This window comes from Halalkalibacter sp. AB-rgal2, from assembly GCF_041821005.1.
Lineage (GTDB): Bacteria > Bacillota > Bacilli > Bacillales > Bacillaceae_D > Halalkalibacter.
In genome coordinates this window covers 152827-173043 of the sequence record NZ_JBGUAV010000001.1, presented here as the reverse complement: position 1 = coordinate 173043, position 20217 = coordinate 152827, and the positions used below count along the sequence as shown (strand labels likewise).

At 39.8% G+C, this 20217-nt stretch carries 16 protein-coding genes; 1 reads left to right on the top strand and 15 read right to left on the bottom strand.

What is annotated here, in order from left to right:
* Positions 1-103 precede the first annotated feature (103 nt).
* Both ACERJO_RS00830 and ACERJO_RS00825 read right to left on the bottom strand, forming a co-directional pair.
* Positions 104-1000: a DMT family transporter gene (locus ACERJO_RS00830; RefSeq protein WP_373646291.1), complete on the bottom strand. Its 897-nt coding sequence runs from the start codon at positions 998-1000 to the stop codon at positions 104-106.
* A gap of 14 nt (positions 1001-1014) precedes the next feature.
* Complete coding sequence (locus ACERJO_RS00825; RefSeq protein WP_247105227.1) at positions 1015-1974, bottom strand: proline dehydrogenase family protein; 960 nt, start codon at positions 1972-1974, stop codon at positions 1015-1017.
* 119 nt (positions 1975-2093) lie between these two features.
* On the opposite strand from ACERJO_RS00825, the gene pdxR reads away from it, so the two are divergent.
* Positions 2094-3506: a MocR-like pyridoxine biosynthesis transcription factor PdxR gene (gene pdxR / locus ACERJO_RS00820; RefSeq protein WP_373646290.1), complete on the top strand. Its 1413-nt coding sequence runs from the start codon at positions 2094-2096 to the stop codon at positions 3504-3506.
* A 54-nt stretch (positions 3507-3560) separates the two neighbouring features.
* Here the strand turns inward: pdxR and ACERJO_RS00815 are convergent, their stop codons facing one another.
* From ACERJO_RS00815 to ACERJO_RS00755, 13 genes are all read right to left on the bottom strand, one after another.
* On the bottom strand, positions 3561-4175 hold the full coding sequence (locus tag ACERJO_RS00815; protein ID WP_373646289.1) for a response regulator transcription factor: 615 nt from the start codon (positions 4173-4175) through the stop codon (positions 3561-3563).
* Positions 4156-4902 (bottom strand): sensor histidine kinase, encoded by a 747-nt coding sequence (locus ACERJO_RS00810; RefSeq protein WP_373646288.1) that lies wholly within the window; start codon positions 4900-4902, stop codon positions 4156-4158. Before ACERJO_RS00810 ends, ACERJO_RS00815 begins: the two co-directional genes overlap by 20 nt.
* A complete protein-coding gene (locus ACERJO_RS00805) occupies positions 4853-5272 on the bottom strand; it encodes a hypothetical protein (protein ID WP_373646287.1) in 420 nt (139 codons plus the stop codon). The genes ACERJO_RS00810 and ACERJO_RS00805 overlap by 50 nt, the downstream gene beginning before the upstream one ends.
* A 34-nt stretch (positions 5273-5306) precedes the next feature.
* Complete coding sequence (locus ACERJO_RS00800; protein WP_373646286.1) at positions 5307-5999, bottom strand: ABC transporter permease; 693 nt, start codon at positions 5997-5999, stop codon at positions 5307-5309.
* Complete coding sequence (locus ACERJO_RS00795; RefSeq protein WP_247105222.1) at positions 5996-6727, bottom strand: ABC transporter permease; 732 nt, start codon at positions 6725-6727, stop codon at positions 5996-5998. The genes ACERJO_RS00800 and ACERJO_RS00795 overlap by 4 nt, the downstream gene beginning before the upstream one ends.
* Positions 6727-7671, bottom strand: a complete 945-nt coding sequence (locus ACERJO_RS00790) for an ABC transporter ATP-binding protein (protein WP_373646285.1) — start codon at positions 7669-7671, stop codon at positions 6727-6729. The genes ACERJO_RS00795 and ACERJO_RS00790 overlap by 1 nt, the downstream gene beginning before the upstream one ends.
* 170 nt (positions 7672-7841) lie before the next feature.
* Positions 7842-8705: a methyl-accepting chemotaxis protein gene (locus ACERJO_RS00785; RefSeq protein WP_247105220.1), complete on the bottom strand. Its 864-nt coding sequence runs from the start codon at positions 8703-8705 to the stop codon at positions 7842-7844.
* Between the two features lie 19 nt (positions 8706-8724).
* Positions 8725-10182, bottom strand: coding sequence for a benzaldehyde dehydrogenase (gene yfmT, locus ACERJO_RS00780; RefSeq protein ID WP_247105219.1), 1458 nt, complete (start codon positions 10180-10182; stop codon positions 8725-8727).
* A gap of 142 nt (positions 10183-10324) precedes the next feature.
* Positions 10325-12877, bottom strand: a complete 2553-nt coding sequence (locus tag ACERJO_RS00775; protein ID WP_373646284.1) for a S8 family serine peptidase — start codon at positions 12875-12877, stop codon at positions 10325-10327.
* 243 nt (positions 12878-13120) lie between these two features.
* Positions 13121-13309, bottom strand: coding sequence for a hypothetical protein (locus tag ACERJO_RS00770; RefSeq protein WP_373646283.1), 189 nt, complete (start codon positions 13307-13309; stop codon positions 13121-13123).
* 124 nt (positions 13310-13433) lie between these two features.
* Positions 13434-14306 (bottom strand): hypothetical protein, encoded by an 873-nt coding sequence (locus ACERJO_RS00765; RefSeq protein ID WP_373646282.1) that lies wholly within the window; start codon positions 14304-14306, stop codon positions 13434-13436.
* A 156-nt stretch (positions 14307-14462) separates the two neighbouring features.
* Positions 14463-16799, bottom strand: a complete 2337-nt coding sequence (locus tag ACERJO_RS00760; protein ID WP_373646281.1) for a beta-galactosidase — start codon at positions 16797-16799, stop codon at positions 14463-14465.
* Between the two features lies 1 nt (position 16800).
* Positions 16801-20142, bottom strand: coding sequence for a DUF5107 domain-containing protein (locus ACERJO_RS00755; protein WP_373646280.1), 3342 nt, complete (start codon positions 20140-20142; stop codon positions 16801-16803).
* Positions 20143-20217: the final 75 nt, after the last annotated feature.

The following is a 20217-nucleotide window of genomic DNA, read 5'->3' as shown; positions in this document are numbered from 1 at the left end:
TACATAAATGATAAAACGTAATTAAACGATTGTCAATATCTTTTTTTACTAACACTTTATTTAGGAATAAGTCATTTAATTAAACAACTTATCCCTAGCCAACTTATGCATGATGTTCAATCTTTCGGTTCTTCCCATAAGCAATCAAACAGACTGCTAACAAAACAAGTATCATCCCAACCAAATGACCAAAAGAAAACGGCTCTCGTAAAAAAATAAACGATAATGTAGCTGCACTCAACGGGGCGACTCCTGTTAGCACGCCAGCCTGGTTTGCTGGTATTTCCCTAACAGCTTGATACATTAATATGAAAGCTACTACTGTAACAAATAATCCATGATGCACGATAATCCCGAAATCTATTAATGAAAGCTCTCTAAAAGAAAATAATCGCAACTCATAAATAGCAAACGGTAAAAATAATATTGACCCTATCGCACTAACGAAAGTCGCAATAACAAGTGGAGAATGCCTCTTTGAGCTAATCTTCCCTAGCAAAACAAACAAAGCTTCACTAATGACCGCACAAAAAATGAATCCATTGCCGATTAACGGTGCTAATCCCCCTCCAACTTGACTAACTCCTGCCGTTTGAATACAAGCCAATCCTATCATCGTTAACCCTATGCCTATCAGCACTTTGAATGATGGCTTTTCCCTTATAATAAAAAACGCACACACTGCCGTAACAGCAGGAAGCGTACTTGTTATAATCCCACCTTCCAGAGCAGTCGTATATTTCAAACCATAAAGCATACAAATACTAAACAAAAACACTCCTGTTAACGCTTGAAGAAACAGTATGAATAGTTCTTTCTTACATACTTTCGTAACTTCTTCATAGACGAATAAAAATGGTACTAAAATCATGGTAGCCATTAAAAACCTTAATTCAGAAGCAACAAAAACGGGTACATTTTCGACAAGTACTTTATTTGTAACAACTGAACTTCCTGCAAGAAACATAGCCAGTATCATTTTGAAATATGCGCGTCTCATTCTTCCTAGCTCACTTAATAGGATTCTCTTAGATAAGATGTAGAGTCAAGCATACTTGTCACAGCTCTATATATATTCGGTGGGTATTCTGCTAAACGATGACACAAATATAAATACCATTCAGTACCATAGACCATATACACTTTTGTTGCCACACCTTGATCCTTTAGCTCTTTAAGCAAGTTCGGTTGAATGCCATAAAGCATTTCACATTCAACACCTTTTCGATGAAGAATTTCTTGATTAAATAAACGTTTAATTAATTTCTCATCATGAGTCGCAATCGATAATGGCTTATGAGCATTCGTTATGAGTTTTACTAACTGAATATAACGATCATCTAGCTCTTTAGATCGCGGTAAAGAAATTCCTTCATCTTCTTGATAGGCGCCTTTTACGATTCGTATTTTCCCTGGATAATGGATTAATTCTTCTATATCTGCTTCAGATCGATGCAATTGAGCTTGCACGGTTATACCTATATTTTGATATTCAACTACTAGCTCCTTGTATATATCCAATATGACATCCGTTTTTGTGGCTTCTTCCATACTAATCATCATCACATGATCAAAGCGTTTTGCTTGATGAAGCAGTTCACGCATATGCTTCAAGGTAAGCTGTCGATTAACCAATAAACCAATGTGAGATAAATCTAATGATACCGTTGCCCCCCTTGCCTTACTCCCGATAGCCTGGATGCATGCGATATATTCATCCTTTGCATCGATACTCATCTTCTCATCTCTATTATTTTCACCCATGTATTCTAAAGAAATATCATAACCCTTCTCAAGAAGCTCCATTGCTTGTTGAATTGCTTCTTCTTTAGTATCTCCTGCTACAAACCTCTTTGCTGCTTTTAATAATAATGAATACCATTCTTCTGATTGAAGAACACTTGCTTTCTTCTCTTCATCACGAGCCAATTTCTTGAAAACACGTGCCATCTCTAATGCATCTTTTGAGAACATGACTTCCCCTTCTTTCGTTAAATGATTTACTATGTATTAGGCTACCATGGTAAACTGGTATAAAATAGGTCCACTATATCACCATTTCAACAGTACCAATTTAAGAATGGGGGATTTAAATGCTATGGTTATCAATTGACCGACAATTAGAACGTCCTTTAACAGAGCAGATTTATACACAAATAAAAAAGAAAATTTTACAAGCTGAGTTAAAAGCAAATGAGCGGTTACCCTCTACGAGGCAATTAGCGCAGGATTTATGTGTTTCGCGGAATATTACGATTGAAGCATACGAAAGGTTGATGGCTGAAGGGTATATCGAGACACGTCAAGGCTCTGGAACTTATGTTTCCTATGGCGCCCATTTTGAATTAAATCAACATATGAGCCTTTCCGACATAAACGAAGAGCGATCACCTTCTGATGATCAAAATGTTACCAACTTTCGTTCAGGGATTCCCGACTTACGCTTATTTCCAAGAGCCATATGGGCAAAGCTCACATACAACACCATTCATGACTGTGATTATAAAGCTCTAAGCTATAGCAATCCTGAAGGTCTCTTAGAATTAAGAGAACAATTAGTTAACTATTTATTAAAGGTTAGAGGCGTCCAATGCCATTCTAATCAAATCGTTATTACCTCTGGAGCGACTCAGGCATTATCACTTGTTGCAAAGCTCTTATTATCAAAGGAAGATCAAATCATTATGGAAGATCCGATTACAGAGGATATCCAATCGATCTTCTCTAGCAGTGGGGCGATCATCCAAGGGATTCCTGTTGACCATAACGGTCTCCAAACAGACTTAATTAAACAGCACGAACGATTAAATGCGATTTTCGTTACTCCTTCCCATCAATTCCCTTTAGGTAGTACTCTTCCGATTCAACGTCGAATCCATTTAATTCATGTAGCAAGAGCGGCAGACTGCTACATAGTGGAGGATGATTATGATAGTGAATTTCGCCATGAAGGTGCTCCAGTTAGTTCATTACAAGGCCTTGATCCAACAAGAGTTATCTACGTCGGCTCCTTTAGCAAAATATTATCTCCAGCTCTACGTATCGGTTATTTGGTGCTACCGCAACCGTTCATTCAAAAATGCCGTGAATACAAATGGTTCTCAGACCTACATACACCATCCGTTGAACAGTTGACTTTAGCACGATTTATCGAAAAGGGTTATTTAGAACGTCATATCTTAAAAATGAAAAAGGTATACCGAAAAAGGCGTGATCTACTCATACATTTACTGCACAAAACATTTCCGAACCAGCTGTCTATAACAGGTCATTCCACTGGATTACACTTGATCGCAGAATGGCACGATCTACATTTTTCTAATAAGATAATTGAAACGATTCGGACGAATGGGGTTTACCTTTATCCAGTTGAGGATCATTCGATAGAGAAAGGTCATCATACAAAGAAAGTTATCTTTGGATACGGTCATCTTAACGAGGAGGAAATACACGAAGGAATACGTCGCCTCTCAAAAATTTTGAACGAAATAGATCTCATTTCATAGGAGAGACAACTTGAGGGCATCGAAAAAAATTAATAACAAATTTTTTCAGTGCCCTTACTTCTTATGCCGCAAATAAAAAATAGCCAGCTGTGTACGATCACGAAGCTCCAGCTTATCCAAAATGACGGACAATGTATTTCGTACCGTCCCAACACTTAAGAACAAATACTCAGCTATTTCTTTATTAGAAAGACCTTGCGCCACCCTTTCTGCCACTGCACTCTCTCTATCCGTTAGCATGTCTAAACGATCTGCTCTTGGTTCAACTAGCTTCTGCACAACTGTTTCATCAAATACAGAGGAGCCAGACTGTAATGCCCTAATTTGCTGCGTCATATTCTTCTCAGCGGTCGACTTGATTAAATAGCCATTCGCCCCAGCTTGAAGCGCAAGTCGAATATTTGGCTCATCTTGAAACGTCGTTAGCATCATAATGAGGATATGAGGGAAATCCTTCTTAATCTGTTTTGTGCTTTCGATTCCATCCATAACTGGCATACGAATGTCCATTAAAATAAGGTCCGGATTCTCATCGCTTCCCTTGCAAAAGCTTATTGCTTCTTGACCATTTCCAGCAGTACCAATAACAACAAAATCATCTTCAAGCTCCAACATCAATTTCAAACTTTGACAGACAAGAGGGTCATCATCAACAATGACGATCTTCATTTAACTCACCCCTTCCTTCATGAATCGGAAACACACATACAACTAAATAACCATCAGCAACATTCACAGAAATACTGCCTCCAGCCGCTCTCGCTCTTGCCTTTAAATGCCTTAACCCCGTCCCATGATCTTCTTTGTCCAAGACGAATCCATTATCTCGAACACTTAATCGAACAATCATTTCTGTTACATCTAAATGAATGATCACCTTAGTTGCATTACTATGACGTGCAATATTAGTCAGAACTTCCTTCATACAAGGTTCAAGTAAGCTCCAAATTTGAACAGGCACGACATTCATATTCCCTGATTGATTAAACTCCACCTCAACCTCATTTCCTAAATAATTGTTCGCAATAAACGCCAGTTGTTCTGCACCTAATCTCGCTACAGGTGTCAAGTCATGAACAGTTTCACGTAATGTCGTCGTACTTCTTTCAATCCTTTCTTGAACCTGATCTAATATCGCCTCTTTCTCACGTCCTTTTTCAAGCCTTCTAAATGTTTGCAAGCCAAGAACCGCACCCGTTAAGTCATGACCGAGATGATCGTGTAAATCACGAGCAATGCGATACCTTTCTGAGACCTCAGCCATTTGTACAGCTTGGCTATTGGCCTCTAGTAATTCCGCCTTCACCTTCTCTAATTCATAGCGAGCCAAACGTTCTTCATCTGCCTCAAGTATCGTTTGGTCGTAGCTTTTTTTTCCAATAATATAGAATAGCACCTATTACACCTACATTCAGTAAATACCAAAATAAGAAGACCTCATGAACCGAAGCCAATATCACACCGACAGGAATTAGGAACAGAGAATAAAATCGACCTCTCACCATTCCATCAAAAAGCGACAGAGCGATTCCATAAATGCTCCCACTCCAAATAGGTAAAAAGACAAGGCAACACACTAAATCAACAAAGGACAACCAAAAAGGTATTTTGAATCTCCAACGTAACCCAGCTAATATGGCAAGGATGAAGATGAGAATAAATCCATTATTCCATTGATCATTCACAACCCACAGTGTACTAAGAAAAAGCAAACACAATATACGTATCAAATAAACAAATGAAATAGGCTCTACCTTTACCTTCATACTTCACCTCATCCATACCAAACTCTAAAGGGAATCAATGTATTCGTCGCATACTCCCAATCACCAAGAACAAAAATGTATATAAAACCATTATACCTCCAATAAATAGGAAATGACTAATGGATTCATCTCCAATCGCGATCCAACCTAACCCTTCAGCTAACCAATGCACGGGTAAAAGCATGGATAAGCGTTGAAGAAAAGTAGGAAGCATTTCCACTGGAACAATTAAGCCACCTAATAACGACATAAGCATAACGGCTGCCATATATACTAAAAATGCTGATTCCTTACTACGATATAATGAATTCCACGCTAATGCCATTGATAAGGAAACGAAGCTGAACAAAATGAATAATACAAGTACATACATCGGTTGATAGAGCTCATGTCCGTATAGATACCCTCCTGCCACGACGATGATACATTGAAGCACAAGAATAAGACTATAAGCCAATAAGTTTTGCCAGAGATACTGGAAATGGCTCACAGGTGCAACTGCTAGTCGTTTGATAACTCCTTTTTGCCGATCTTCAACCATTAAAGATGTTAGGCGAATCCCGACAAATAAAATCAAGATCCCAAAGTATTGATAACCAACCGGAAACCACATCCACCCTTCAGGAGGATTAGGTAAAAATATAGCCGCAATCGGAAACACCGTTAAAAACAAAAGGTTCGATAGATTACGAACATTTCTCTTCAACACAAAGAAAAAAATCGTCATGGCATACGTCTCCTTCCTAAAGCGAGCATGATAGCAAATAAGACAACAATGTATCCAAGTAGAAGCAGTACTTGAAAAATCACTTCCTGTTCGAACACACCATTATAGTCAAAAATCGCTACGTAACTGATTGTTAATGGATTAACGTATTGATTAAACCAATCGATAATGACATGATCAGGCATCGGAAAGAACAGACCAGCCATGAGAAACGCACCGAGACCATACACCTCGCTTAGCCTTTCAGCAATCTTAAAGTTCCTCACCGTAAAAGTGAAAATCAAACAAACAATACTCGACAATATCGCCATTAACGAAATAATAACAATGCTCCATAGAGGATGGCTCCAATTCACTCCTAAAGCGTATTGTGAAAACACCATTAAAATCACTCCAAGTAACACGGAAAGGATCGTTCCAAGCAGCATTATAGTATATCCATACAATGTATGATTCATGGGCAACGTTTGGATACGATGACGACGTTCAGTAAAAAAGTCCATGTAAATATAAGACATAACAATAGCTCCCCCAAATAATTGAAAGCCTACAATCATATACATAGCTGTTTCTTCCATAATAGGAAATCCTCTTTCACCAGGTACATCTGGTAAGATGAAAGAAAAAACCGTCAAAATAACCATAGGGAGCAAAAGAAGAAGCATCATCGTCATATAATCTCTAGCCAATCGCTTAATCGTATAAGGAACCGTACTTAACACTCTCATCATTCATCCTCCCCATCACGCAATTGTTTCCCCGTAAGCGTTAAAAAGACATCCTCCAAATTCGGTTTCTCCGATTGAATACCAAGAACACTCGTATGTGACTTCACAATTGACAGCACCCGGTCAAGGTTACCTGAACCTGTTGTCGATACGATATGAATATTGCTTCCTTCCTTCGTTACTTGCTTCACCCCAGTTAATGACTGTAGGCGGTCAAGTGGAACTAAATGAGGATCAGTCACATCTATGACTAGCTTTTCTTCATGCTGAATCGTTTGGATCAATTCTTCTGTTGTTCCCTCCGTAATTAATTGTCCTTGATCAACAATGACAACCCGTGAAGCAATCGCTTGAACCTCCTCCATATAATGGGTCGTATAAATAATCGTTATTCCACGTCTTTGTAGTTCTTTAACTGTTTCTAATATGTGATTTCTTGATTGTGGATCAATGCCTACAGTCGGCTCATCCATAATCACCAGCTTCGGATTATGTGTCAGAGCGCAAGCAATATTCAGCCGTCTTTTCATTCCGCCAGAAAACTTCTTCGGCAACATCTTCCCTTTAGATGAAAGTCCGACAAAACGAAGAGCTTCCTCTACTCTTTGTTTCTTCTCTTCCCCCTTCAGCCCATACACACCAGCAAAGAACTCCAAATTCTCCTTAGCCGTTAAATCTTCAAATATCGTCAACTCCTGTGTCACCAAGCCCATTTGTTGTTTATTTTGGTTACTAAACGGCTTTTTATGATCACCAAACAACGTAATCGTTCCGTTATCCTTAGAAATAATACCTGTGAGTACTTGTATAAGCGTTGTTTTCCCTGCCCCATTTGGCCCTAATAATCCAATGACCTCTCCTTCTTTAATCGTTAAGTTCACATAATCTAAAGCGACAAACGAGCCATAGCGTTTTACCACATCATTCATCGATGCAATAATCATTTTCCATCACTCTCCCTTATTGATTTCAACATTAGTATGACATCACCTATCGCTTCCGATTAGTGACAAATGTCATTTAATAATTGCAAAAAAAAATAAAAGTGTACCCAAAAGCCCAAAATCAACCTTGGATACACCTTTATTAATAACAGACAAGCTTTTTTAAACTTTTATTCGCTCTGGTCTCCTGCCCGTAATGAAGATTCAGCCAATAAAGCAAGTTCTTGTGAATTTTTACTAATCTCCTGGATCGTTTCAGAAAACTCCTCAATTGACCTAGCTTGTGTATCAGTTAAGGAGTGAATATCTGTGAAAGCACCGTTCAGTTCCATAAGAAGTTGCTGAATATTATTCGTAATTTGGTTAATTTGATTAACATTGTCTTTCGAATACGTTGCCAGCTTACGTACTTCATTAGCAACAACAGAAAATCCCTTCCCTGCTTCACCTGCACGTGCTGCTTCAATAGCCGCATTCAAACCTAATAAATTACTTTGATCTGATATTCCTTGCACGACAGATGAGATTTCTCCAATTTGCTCCGCGCTTGAGCTCACATCCTTCATTTGTCCTGACATCTCCGTTACATGTACGACTAGCTTTTGAATAGAATCACTAATATCATCAATCGATGCTGCCGTCTCTTCTACAATCGCAGAGAAGCTTTCAGCCATTTCAAAGAGCTGATTTGCTTTTTCCAAGCTTGTACCAATCCCAACACCGCCGATGACTTTCCCTTCATCATCATGTAGTGGGATTGCACGAGCGATTAATGGGAACCCAAATATTTCTTTTGGAACATTGGCAGACAATGGTTGATTGTTACGGATTGCATTTGTAATGATATCTCCCTCTGCCAGAGGATCACCAGGCTTCACATTTAACGAAAATGTCTTGCCAGGAATATTAACGATTAATTTTTCTGTATCATAAATACCGACTGTAATATCATCTTGTATCAATTCATTAAGAAATGGAGCAACTCTTTCAAAAGCCTGAATAATCTCTTGGTTTGATTTTACATCTTGACTCATGTCACGTAACCTCCTTTATTTAATATGGGAATTGTCGTTGACCGTAATGAACAGAAATCCATTGTAATGTCGTAAATTCATCTAAACTCCATTCCCCGTTCAAGCGACCAATTCCAGATTGATTTTCTCCACCGAAGGCGACAATTGGTTCGTCATTGATCGTAATGTCATTTACATGAATCATCCCTGTACGAACCTTCTTAGCAAATTCAACACCACGCTCTACATTAGATGTATGTACTGCCCCACTTAATCCAAAACGCGTATTATTAGCGATTTGAATCGCTTCTTCCTCCGATTCAAACGGAATCACGCATACAACAGGGCCAAACAATTCCTCTTGTGCAACATTCATACTCGGCTTGACGTCGATTAAAATCGTTGGCTCCACCATTCTCCCAGAGATGTTTCCTTTTAATAACGGAACAGCTCCTTCTTCAATCCCTTTGTCAATCAATTGCGCGAGCACTTCTGCTTGGCGATCATTAATAACAGGACCAATGATCGTTTCTGGATCACGTGGATCACCTACTTTTAATCGAGATACCTTATCTGCATATTTTTTAGTGAATTCTTGATAAATTGATTGATGAACAAGTACTCGGTTAGCTGACATACATATTTGTCCTTGATGTGTAAAACGGCTAAAAGTAGCTGCTTGAACAGCATAATCAATATCGGCATCGTCTAAAACGACAAAGGCACTATTACCACCGAGCTCCAATAATGGCTTTTTAAAGTTTTTAATGGCCTGTTGGCCGATATAACTTCCTACTTTCGTTGAACCTGTAAAGGAAATGATTTTCGGTATCGGATGCTCCACAAAGGAATCACCAATCTCGTCGATCGTTGTCACGACGACATTTAATAACCCTTTCGGAACTCCTGCCGCTTCAAAAATACGGGCAATCAATGTTCCTCCTGTAATTGGTGAATTTTCATGGGGCTTTAATACAACGCCATTACCTGCGCCTAATGCCGGTGCAACAGATTTAACCGATAGAAAGAATGGAAAGTTAAATGGGCTAATGACTCCTACAACACCTACAGGTATTCGATATAACCGATTTTCTTTTTGATTCTCCGCCGATGGTAGAATTTTCCCTTCCATTCTTAACGGAAAGGTGGCTGCTTCTTTAATCATATTTTTAACGAGCCCTATTTCAAATGCTGCTTTTAGACGTGTACCACCTAGTTCATCTACAATAAGACTTGTAATCTCTTCTTCATGATCTTCTATATACATCACTGCACGCTCTAAAATATCTCGTTTTTGATACGGATTCACATGATCCCATTCTTGCTTTGCTTTTGCAGCAAATTGATAGGCTTCATCAATATCTGCAACATTTGCAACATGAAATTGATTGATTACTTCATCTGTATATGGATTAACGTTATTGAGAATAGTATTTCCTTTTCCGCTCCTCCATTCACCACCTATGTATTGTTGAGACAATTGTTCTAAATTCATCATGCTCCTCCTTTTAATTACAGTATATAAAATATATCGGATATAGGACTAAATTGTTGAATCATTTATACTATATTTCTTTATTTAACAAAGCTTTAGAAAAAAGACCCATAGCCGTAAGCTATGGGTCCTAAAACTGAAACGCTTAATTGTTCTTCAGCTTCATCCTTCTCATCGTTGTAAATGCAAACCCTACTACGATTAAAGCCGCACCAACCATCAACCAATTATACAAATTTGTAGCTGTATCAGGTAATGTTTCACCCGATCCTTTTTGTTCATCATGACTGACTTCTTCAGGTTGATACTCTCCATTTCCAGTTTCAGTTTCATTTTCTGTTCCAGTTCCGTTTCCAGTTCCGTTTCCAGTTCCGTTTCCAGTTCCGTTTCCAGTTCCGTTTCCAGTTCCGTTCTCTTCAAATATATTTGAAGAGAACACTGTGAAAATACTAAAATGGTTCGTTTCAGCTACTATAAAGCCATCCTCTTCGTATCCACCTATCTCTTCCCAATTACCTGTCTGTTCATTCCAATAATAAACCTTCAAATTAGTTGTATCATCATCTTCATTAATTGGAAAGCGTAGTTCGATTGGCTCCTCGAATTGATGAACACTATCATCATTTTGAACAAGCTTAAATTGATAGACCGCGCTTTTGGCTTGCTCAATATTAGAAATATCATCTTCGGATTCAACAAGCTCCATATGAATGACCGCATCCCCTTGCTTGAATGCGCTCGCTGGAATTTGTATCTGTACATCCTCCTTGGATAACACTATATCAATACCTCGTGTAATTAATTCGTTTACTTGATCAGCTGTTAATTGTAGACGTCTTAAATCAGTAGAAACAGAATTAAGTGCAATCCATAGTGTACCATGATTTATTACCGAAGCTATCACATCATCTGAAATAATCGCAGCTCCATCTTTTTCTTCTGGTTGAACTAAGATCAACTCAACTTGCTCTTCTTCAACTGGAGGAGCGATTGAACCTTCTTCTTCTTTGACTGGGTCTTGATCTGTCTCATCACCAGTCTCTTCCTCTTTGACTGGGTCTTGATCCTTCTCATCACCAGTCTCTTCCTCTTTGACTGGCTCTTGATCCTTCTCATCACCAGTCTTTTCCTCTTTGACTGGCTCTTGATCCTTCTCATCACCAGTCTCTTCCTCTTTGACTGGCTCTTGATCCTTCTCATCACCAGTCTCTTCCTCTTTGACTGGCTCTTGATCCTTCTCATCACCAGTCTCTTCTTCTGGTGGCGGTGTAGTAGCTTCTTCTAATACTTTAATTGTAATGTATAACGGCTCTGCTTCATTACCAGCTTCATCAACCGCTGTATATTCCACAACATACGTAGCTGGTACCGTTGTATCAATGTCAATTTGCTTAACCACTTGTTCTTCTTCATTATAAATTGTAACCGTCGCCTCAATATCTCCATCGACATTATCTGTTACAGTGACGGTTGGAACGATAAATTCCGCACCATGTTCAACCTCTATCTCTAATTCACCATCATATTGAATAACCGGTGGCTCAATGTCTAGTGGAGAATATTGCACAAGGCCATAACCATACAAGCTATCTCGTCCTTCTGGACCGAGATCATTAGCTTTTTTGATAAGAAGATCTCTAATTTCTTCATTTGAAAGCTGAGGATATTTCTCCATTAAAATAGCTGCCAAAGCCGCAACATGAGGCGTGGCTTGAGAAGTACCACTCATTGCGACATAACTATTTCCCGGCGCTAACCCGCCAATAGTACCACCAGGAGCAGCTACTTCATTTTCAGGCCCAGTGGCTGAGAAGCTTGAACGTGATAAATCCTGATCAACTGACGCAACTGCAATAACCTCGTCGTATTTTGCAGGATATTCAATTTGTTCACCTGATCCATCTTCATTTCCATCATTTCCACTTGCTGCAACGACTAAAATCCCTTGTTCAACCGCCTCTTGAATCGCTTCAAGTACAGCAGGAACCTCACCCTCAAAGCCTAAACTCATAGAAATGATGTCCACTTCCTCTTGAATCGACCAGTCAATTCCAGAGACGAGATCTGTAGTAGTCCCACCTCCATTTTCACTAAATACTTTCACACCATATAATTCAACGTTTGGAGCAATTCCTTGATGCGTCGTTCCTTTTTGTGCACCAATGATTCCCGCTACATGCGTACCATGGCCATCGAAATCATATGTATAAACGTCATCCTCAAATACCGAATGGCCACCTGCATATGTAATATCTTGATGCTCATCAAATCCTGTATCTAATACAGCCACCTTGACACCATTACCTGTATAGCCATCATCCCAAGCATCAAAAGCCTTCACCATTTCGTTATTCCAATCATATTCACTTATTTCTCTTGATGAGTCTGCTTCTTCTACCATCAAATGGAGCGGTTGATCAATTGAAACCGAAACAACATTAGCATATCCTTCTAACCGTTCAATCTCACGTTCAGGTACCTTCATTGATATAATCGGTAATGCTCCCATTTCGACTACATTTTCATAGTTTGCACGATTGAAAGAATCTACTAAATTTGTAGAATCTCCTTCATACGTAACTAGCACATCTACTTTTTCGGCTTCAGCTGTAGCAAATGTGCCAAAAGGAAAGAGTAAATGAGTCAAAAAAATAAACATGAAAAATAAGACCGATACTTTATAACCTCTTCTTTTCATTCTATTCCCTCCTCGTAATCTTGTTGTCTAGCAATTAATCATTCTTTAATTATATCGGTTTAACATGATTAATGTTTACTTGTAAATAACTTCAACTATCGTTATTGAGTGATAGACCTACTAACAAGCTACACCACAAAGCACCTCGTTCATTTAATAGTAACCGGGAGATGCTTTATGAAAAGTATGCATGGTTTGATACGGCTTTACGTTACACCTTCCTAATATCTCTTAAATGACCTTTTATTTCCCCCATCCACTCGTAAACATAGCAAGTATCGCTTTCGTCTTACGGTTTGATTGAACGGGCATCCATACACTTGACAATGTAAAAATGTTCCCTGTAATATGCACTAGCAACAAATAACTAATTCCTTTGTATCTTTCTCTTCTCGTACCCATCCCGGTAGTGAATTCGAAACGAGTTATCATTGTCATGCTCTCTAATCACAAAAAAGCCTGTCGACTGTCTCTCTTTTTCGATACTTTGTCGACAGATTATAACGAATTCATCTATTTATGAGTCAATTGTTCAAATCGACTGCTCCGTTAATGCTCATGGTAGCTCTATAATGGTCTTCGTACGCTGACTGTCATTCACAAGCCTGAGCTCATCCACGCCAAAATCAATCGCCGTTAATACTAGCCCATGTTTAAATGCTGTCAAGTCTATTACATCTGTTTCAAACGTAATCTCAATTTCTGTTTGATTCTCTACAATTTCCGTCATCTCCAAATCATTCGGAATCATTGAATAATAGTACTCACCATCATCAGCTTCTTTCATTTGCTCAACCGTTTGTTCAAACGTATTAGTCATCGATTGACCGATATGACGCCCGCTTACATAAGAATCACTATTTGAAACCGCATAATACCCTCGGTTCTCCTCTCTATTGACAGTCATCGTTTCAACTTCCCCCATTTGTCCATACGTAATTCCAGGAGAATCTTCAACATAGAATTTTAATTCATCAATCCCATAAAAATGACTGATCTCCATTAGCATCTCATCGAACATCAATTGCTCCGTAGACGCCATACTCATTAATTGCTCATTCTCAGAAAACACAAGTGTCACTTGAGAGCCATCTTCTATCGTCACTTCAAGAAGCTCAGCTAACACTTGATTTGAAGTGAAATCACTAGCAACTAATGAGTCCATAAATCTCATATTCATATCACGAGGTGATTCTAATTGCTCAAGCTGTAATGTCATAACTGCCATCTCAGTCTCATCTACTAGCTCAAAATCTGTGTAAAGAACGAACTCTTCTGCAATTCTCTCCTCGAGTATTTCACCCTCTTCAGGCTCATCACTTTCTTCGTTTTCTATAGGCCTCTCCTCATTTTCGTCTAATCCCTCTTGCTGACAAGCAATGAGTATGAGCAGCATAACAAATGAACAGTAAATCAATATCTTCTTCATATGACCCTCACTTCCTTCATACCTTACTCTTTTCCTCTCATTCCCCTACTACTAAAAGACAAAACCTAAAGGGAACTGAAAAAGTCGTTTTGTACTTTTTCAGTTCCCTCAAACCCTGTATTTCTTCACAGTACAGGGTTGACAACAGCTACCTTTCTAATAATCTACTAGCTCCATCTCAACAACCGAAGAAACCCACACTGACTTAATCTTTGCAATCTGCATTCGTGCCACTTCAGAGCGAGCAGCCATTGGAGAATCACTTTTCACGTAGCTATCCTCCTTCAAAGGAGAGATATAGAGATACATTCCCTTTTCCTTAATCGCTTCTTCATGTGCCGTTAAACCAATTTGCCAAGTCGTTTGATTACAGAAGTTATCGTGGATCAGCTCTCCATCGATAAATGCATAGCCGATGTCTCCTTCATAATCAACATTCAGAAGCAATTCCTTAACACTGTCAAAGGCCACATCAGGCACTCGCACCTTCACTTTTGCATCACTCACTTGTTCCACTTCGCATTCAACGCCCCGTTTACTCAGCTTACACCGATACGTATGAAAGATTCCACTCTGTCCTAAGTGTACAATCTCTTGTTCTCGACTTGAAATCGTATCACGAAATGCAGGGAATGCTTTTAATTCAAATGGTGACTTCTCTTGACATTCTAAACGAAAACGATGTTGATCAACTAAGACGACTGCGTTTGTTACGATTGCTCTCTCTTGCCCATCAAGATTCACTTTCCAGAAATTCAATGATTCCTCATGTGTGAGCGTGCATATGTGCACTCTTTTACCACCCTCACATTCCAACATAACCGGTTGATTCATGAGCTCTTCTCCCCTAATGACATACGCAGTCTTATCCTTTACTACCTCTGCATCCGTATGTACCGCGACTATCCCCTTTTTATCAACAGAATACTCAGGTGACATCCCTTTCGGCGTAAAGAAGAAATGATACACTTCTTCTTGATACTCAACCTGTGTCATATATTGAGTAGTCGCATACAATAGCGTGCAGCTTGATAAAGATAAACGATACGGCAGAATGCATGACTCCCCCTTTGCAAGCGACATTGTCCCTTTCTGTGGCACACGAATTCGTTGTTCCTCAAGCTGTAATGCTATCGCGAAATCCTCCTGATTCTTCAATTCCACATGGTCCTGATAATTGTTAATAAACAGAAAACCACGATCACCATCTGCTCTTACCGCATATCGTAACGTATCTACATCTGTCGGAGCAACTTGATCTGCATTTTCTGGCAAAACAGTTTTCATTTTCGTTAATATTTGCTCGCATTGCTGATAGAAATAATGCTGACGCTTCAATCGTTTATACGATTCTCGAACTTGACCAAATTCCCCAAGTGGCGCTTGATAATCGTACGATATTTTCGGTGTTGCTGTTTCGTTTAAAAAGGCTGTTTTCTTACCTTTTGGATGGGAGCCACCATGAAAGACATAATACCCAACGAAATTACACCCACCTGCAACCTTCATGTTAGCCATTGCATCGACACTTTCATAAGGCAATTGAAAACGATATTTATAGAAAACAGTCATTCCACCGCCCATTTCACAGCAAGCATACGGAAGGCTACTAGCAGGGTAATTCGGTGTAAACGCAGCATACGTCGTCCCGTCCTCATGGAAGCTTCGATAGACATATTCTGAAGTGGCCGGGTGCTCGGTCTCATCTCCATAGAAGATCCACGGCCAAAAAGCATATCCACCCCACAACGGCAATACATCATGAGCTGGAGCAGCTGCTCCTCCCCAGCCAGTCGCCGTATAAAGTGGCGTCTTAATGCCGACCTTTATCGCTACATCCTTTAACACCTTAATATGAGAATCGCCATCTTTCCCTGCAGAGACCCATTCTTGGGCAGTTCCTGTCGTGATCTCCCAGGGTGCTCCTGCATGCTCAAATTCATTTTCAATTTGCGTACCGATTATCGGACCACCTTGCCCAAATAAAAGTCCATTTATCTGCTCGGCAATTTCCGTATAAAACCGCTCAACAAACGATACGTACTCATCATCATTTGAGCGCAGATCAAACGGTCTACCAAATAACCAATCGGGCATTCCACCATTTCTTGCTTCACCGTGAGCAAATGGACCAATTCTAAGGATCACATAGAGACCATGCTTCTGACACAATTCTACAAACCTTCTGACATCTTTATTACCTGACCATTCATACACACCTCGTTCTTCTTCATGGTGATTCCAAAACACATACGTCGGAACAATCGTAATCCCAGCCATTTTCATTTTAATTAACTCATCTTCCCACTTCTGGTCATCATAGCGACTAAAGTGAAATTCCCCAGAAATCCCGAAAAAGGGCTGGCCGTTTTTTTTAAGGTAGTAATTCGTTAACGACCATTGATCACCATTCGGTGCCGTTCCTTGTACGTCTAAATCAGCTCGGTAAATCTCCTTCCTCGCTCCTTTTACATCAATCGAATATTCTCGCATGCTAGCCCTCCCTTTCTCCTTGAGCCATCGTAAGATGAATTGCCGCTCCTTGATGATTAGGGTCTAACTCCAAAACCTGTTTAAATTCTTTCATAGCTTCCTCTTGCTTATTCAAACCTAACAATCCTAATCCCCGCATAAAATGACAGTGTATTCGATTTCTAATTGATAAATCATCATCAAACACAAGGAAATCAGGCAAGGATACAGCAAAATAATCAATCTTCACAACATCGAAATAATGTCTTTCCGCATAGTCGATCAACGTGTGAAATCTCCTATTCGCCTCATGCTCATTGTTCAGCTTCTTCCAAGCTAACCCTTGATAAAAAATCATCTCTGGTGGTTGGTCATTGTAATACATTACACTTGCTGGCTCTTCTATTCCTTCTGAAGCAGCCTCAAAGTATTGCACTGATCGTTCAGCTTGCTCATCTCCTTCATAAGCACAACCCAAATAATAAAATATATCATTTTCCTGTGCTCCATGAAGTTTTCCTTCTCCGAGATTCTCTGGATAATGTAACGCCTTTTTCAACAAGTTGATCGCTTGCGAATAGTCTCTCTTCTTCAAATGCCATTTTCCTAATTCGACGTGAGCATAGACATACTGTCCTGTTACTTTTCCTTCACCGCCTTCCCACGGATGGAAGGTTCGCGACAGTAAACGCTCAATTGCCAGCATATATGTTTCAGTAACGTTTAGTAGCGTGACATATTCAATATAGAGGTCATCTCGTTGTTCAACTAAATCAATATATTTATCCATTAATGATAAACGCTCTTTCGGATCAAACCCAAGCTTCTTCTTAAGTTGATCGAGCTCATAGAACACACGCGCATCACTAGGATCACACCGAAAAGCCTGCTGTAATGATGCAAGAGCAAGGTTTGTCTCATGACGCTTGTTGTAATAAGCTAACGCTAAATTTCGATGAGGTGTGGCAAATGATGGTGCAAGATCTGTTGCTTCTTCCCAATGATTAATCGCTTCATCATAACGCTTCTTATCATAAAGTAAATTACCCAAATAATAATGTGCTTTCTCATCATCAGGATAATCCTTGAGAACATTAGTTAGCACGAGATAATCTTGCAGTGTGTTCGGAAAGCATGTAGACTCATCAATCTCATAAGCCTTCAAACGCCAACGCTTCCCCTCTTCCGTACGACCTTGCTTCTTAGTGATATAAGCTAACGTATAAGGTACCATCGGCTCATTCGAGAAATTCACTATTTTAGTCAAGAGTTTTTTTGCTTCTTCATACAGCCCACACTCCATATAATCATTCGCAATATAAAGAAATGATTGTGATTCTCCTCTCGTCAACTCCACTATTACATTCCATAAACGTCGTGCTTCCTCCTGCTCTTCTTGCTCCTCTAGAATGAAGACTTGCTCAAAATACGCCCCAAAATCCATTGAATCTAGCTGAATCGATTGCCGACATTCGTTCAACGCTTTATTCCATTGCCCTGTCTTACGCAAAAGAGCTGCTTTTAGCATGCGTGCTTTCATATGGTTCTTGTTTCTTGAAAGTGAGCGATCAATAAGCTCTAATGCATCCTCATAAGACTGACGCTCTGTCGCAATTTGCGCCAAAACGAAATAACTACTATCCTGCCATAACGACGACCAAACCGCTTTATACAGATTGGCAAATGCTTCATCAAGCTTCCCTTGTAGCTTTAAACTCAACCCTAACTGATAGTACGCTTCACTATCGTACGGATTCGTATTTTTCCACGTTAACGATTGCACAGCTTGGAGGAAATAACGTTCACTTTCTGCGAACAAACCTCTTCTTAGCAGCATTAGCCCATATGCAATGTTCAGGCGAATATCCTTCGAATCACGCTTCAAACCCTCTTCATAATAAGATTCCGGTTCAAAGGTTGCATGGCGATATTGCTCAAGATGCAAGCCCGCAAGATAGAGCTCCTCCGTCGTTTTCAATTCTTGTGGCTCAGGTAACGGTTTAGCTGCTTGAGGGATTTCCTCTAATGCTGGCTTTTGTGGCTGATAGGAAACGAGCCTTTTTCCTTTACAGTCTTTCACTTCAACGAGAACGTCATGAGGCTGCTCACTCTCTTTCAACTGAAATTCAAGATGATAGATATCATTTGGAGACAACCTGCATACCTTTTCGCTATAAGTCGTCTCCTTTCCAGTTACCTTCACTGTTGCCTTTTCTACTAGCGATGTCGCGTATACAGCGATGACTGCTTTCCCTTCCTGCTCATCGACTTCCATATTTAGCGCAGCATCCTTCGTCGCATTTTTCACAAGTCCGATCTCTTTGTAAGGCATAAAATATTGCGTAAATGTTTTTGTTTCATAAGGGTGAAGCCATGTAAAGTCCGGTTGATTGTCCGTAAAGACACCGGTCATTAACTCAATGTACGGTCCATCCTCGTCGGTTAGCTGCCGATCCCACGCTTGACCGAACTCCCCATTCCCCCACGTCCATTGCTTCTTACCAGGAGAAAGAAGATGGTTAGCTACATGTAGCAGTCCTCCACGTACTTGATGATCATAGCCCCCGACAAAATCATAATCTGATTTATAAGCCATATACGAAGTCGGTACCGGAATATTTTTATACTTTGAAATATCCACACCTGCGGAATAATCCATTTTGTAGTATTCGCCTGTTGCAATCGGAAATCTCGATACATCTCTCTTCCCATGATCAAAGACAGCGTTTACATCAGGAGGGAAAACGGATTGTGTATAATCATTGACCGCTACAGCTGGATTCGCCCACCAAAGAAACGTCTGTGGCATGGATGTCCGATTGTATAGCTGCACATCAATTTGTAAATAAGCTTTATCAGGATGTAGCGTAACCCCTGCTGTCATCTTCGTTCCGTACATGCGATCAATCTCTCCCATCCAGACCGTTGCACTTCCATCCTCATTTTCATTCATTTGATAATCAACTGGACCAAATGTATTCGGTCGATGGTGTTGTGGCCAATTAAACTCAATTCCACCCGAAATCCATGGCCCTGCCAACCCAACGAGTGCAGGCTTAATCACTCGATTGTAATAGACAAAATCATAATCGTTTGTTTTATCGAGTGCTCGATAAATTCGCCCGCCAATTTCCGGCATTAGTTCAATCCGAATATACTCATTTTCCAAAATAACGAGCTGATATGTTTTTAACTCTTTCTCATCCTCAATTTTATCAATAACAGGATACGGATATACCTTCCCCGAGCTCCCTTGATACACTCGTTTTTCTAAAAACATTGGATTTTTCTCCGGCTTTCCTGTCTTATAAGTTGGAATTTCTCGTTTCTCGGTCCATACTTTCACTTGTTCAACTTTGCCCATTCACTAGCAACCCCTCTCCCATGTCTTAACATAAGCGTACATATGTCCAAAGTCAGAAGCCATTGAGCAAATGCG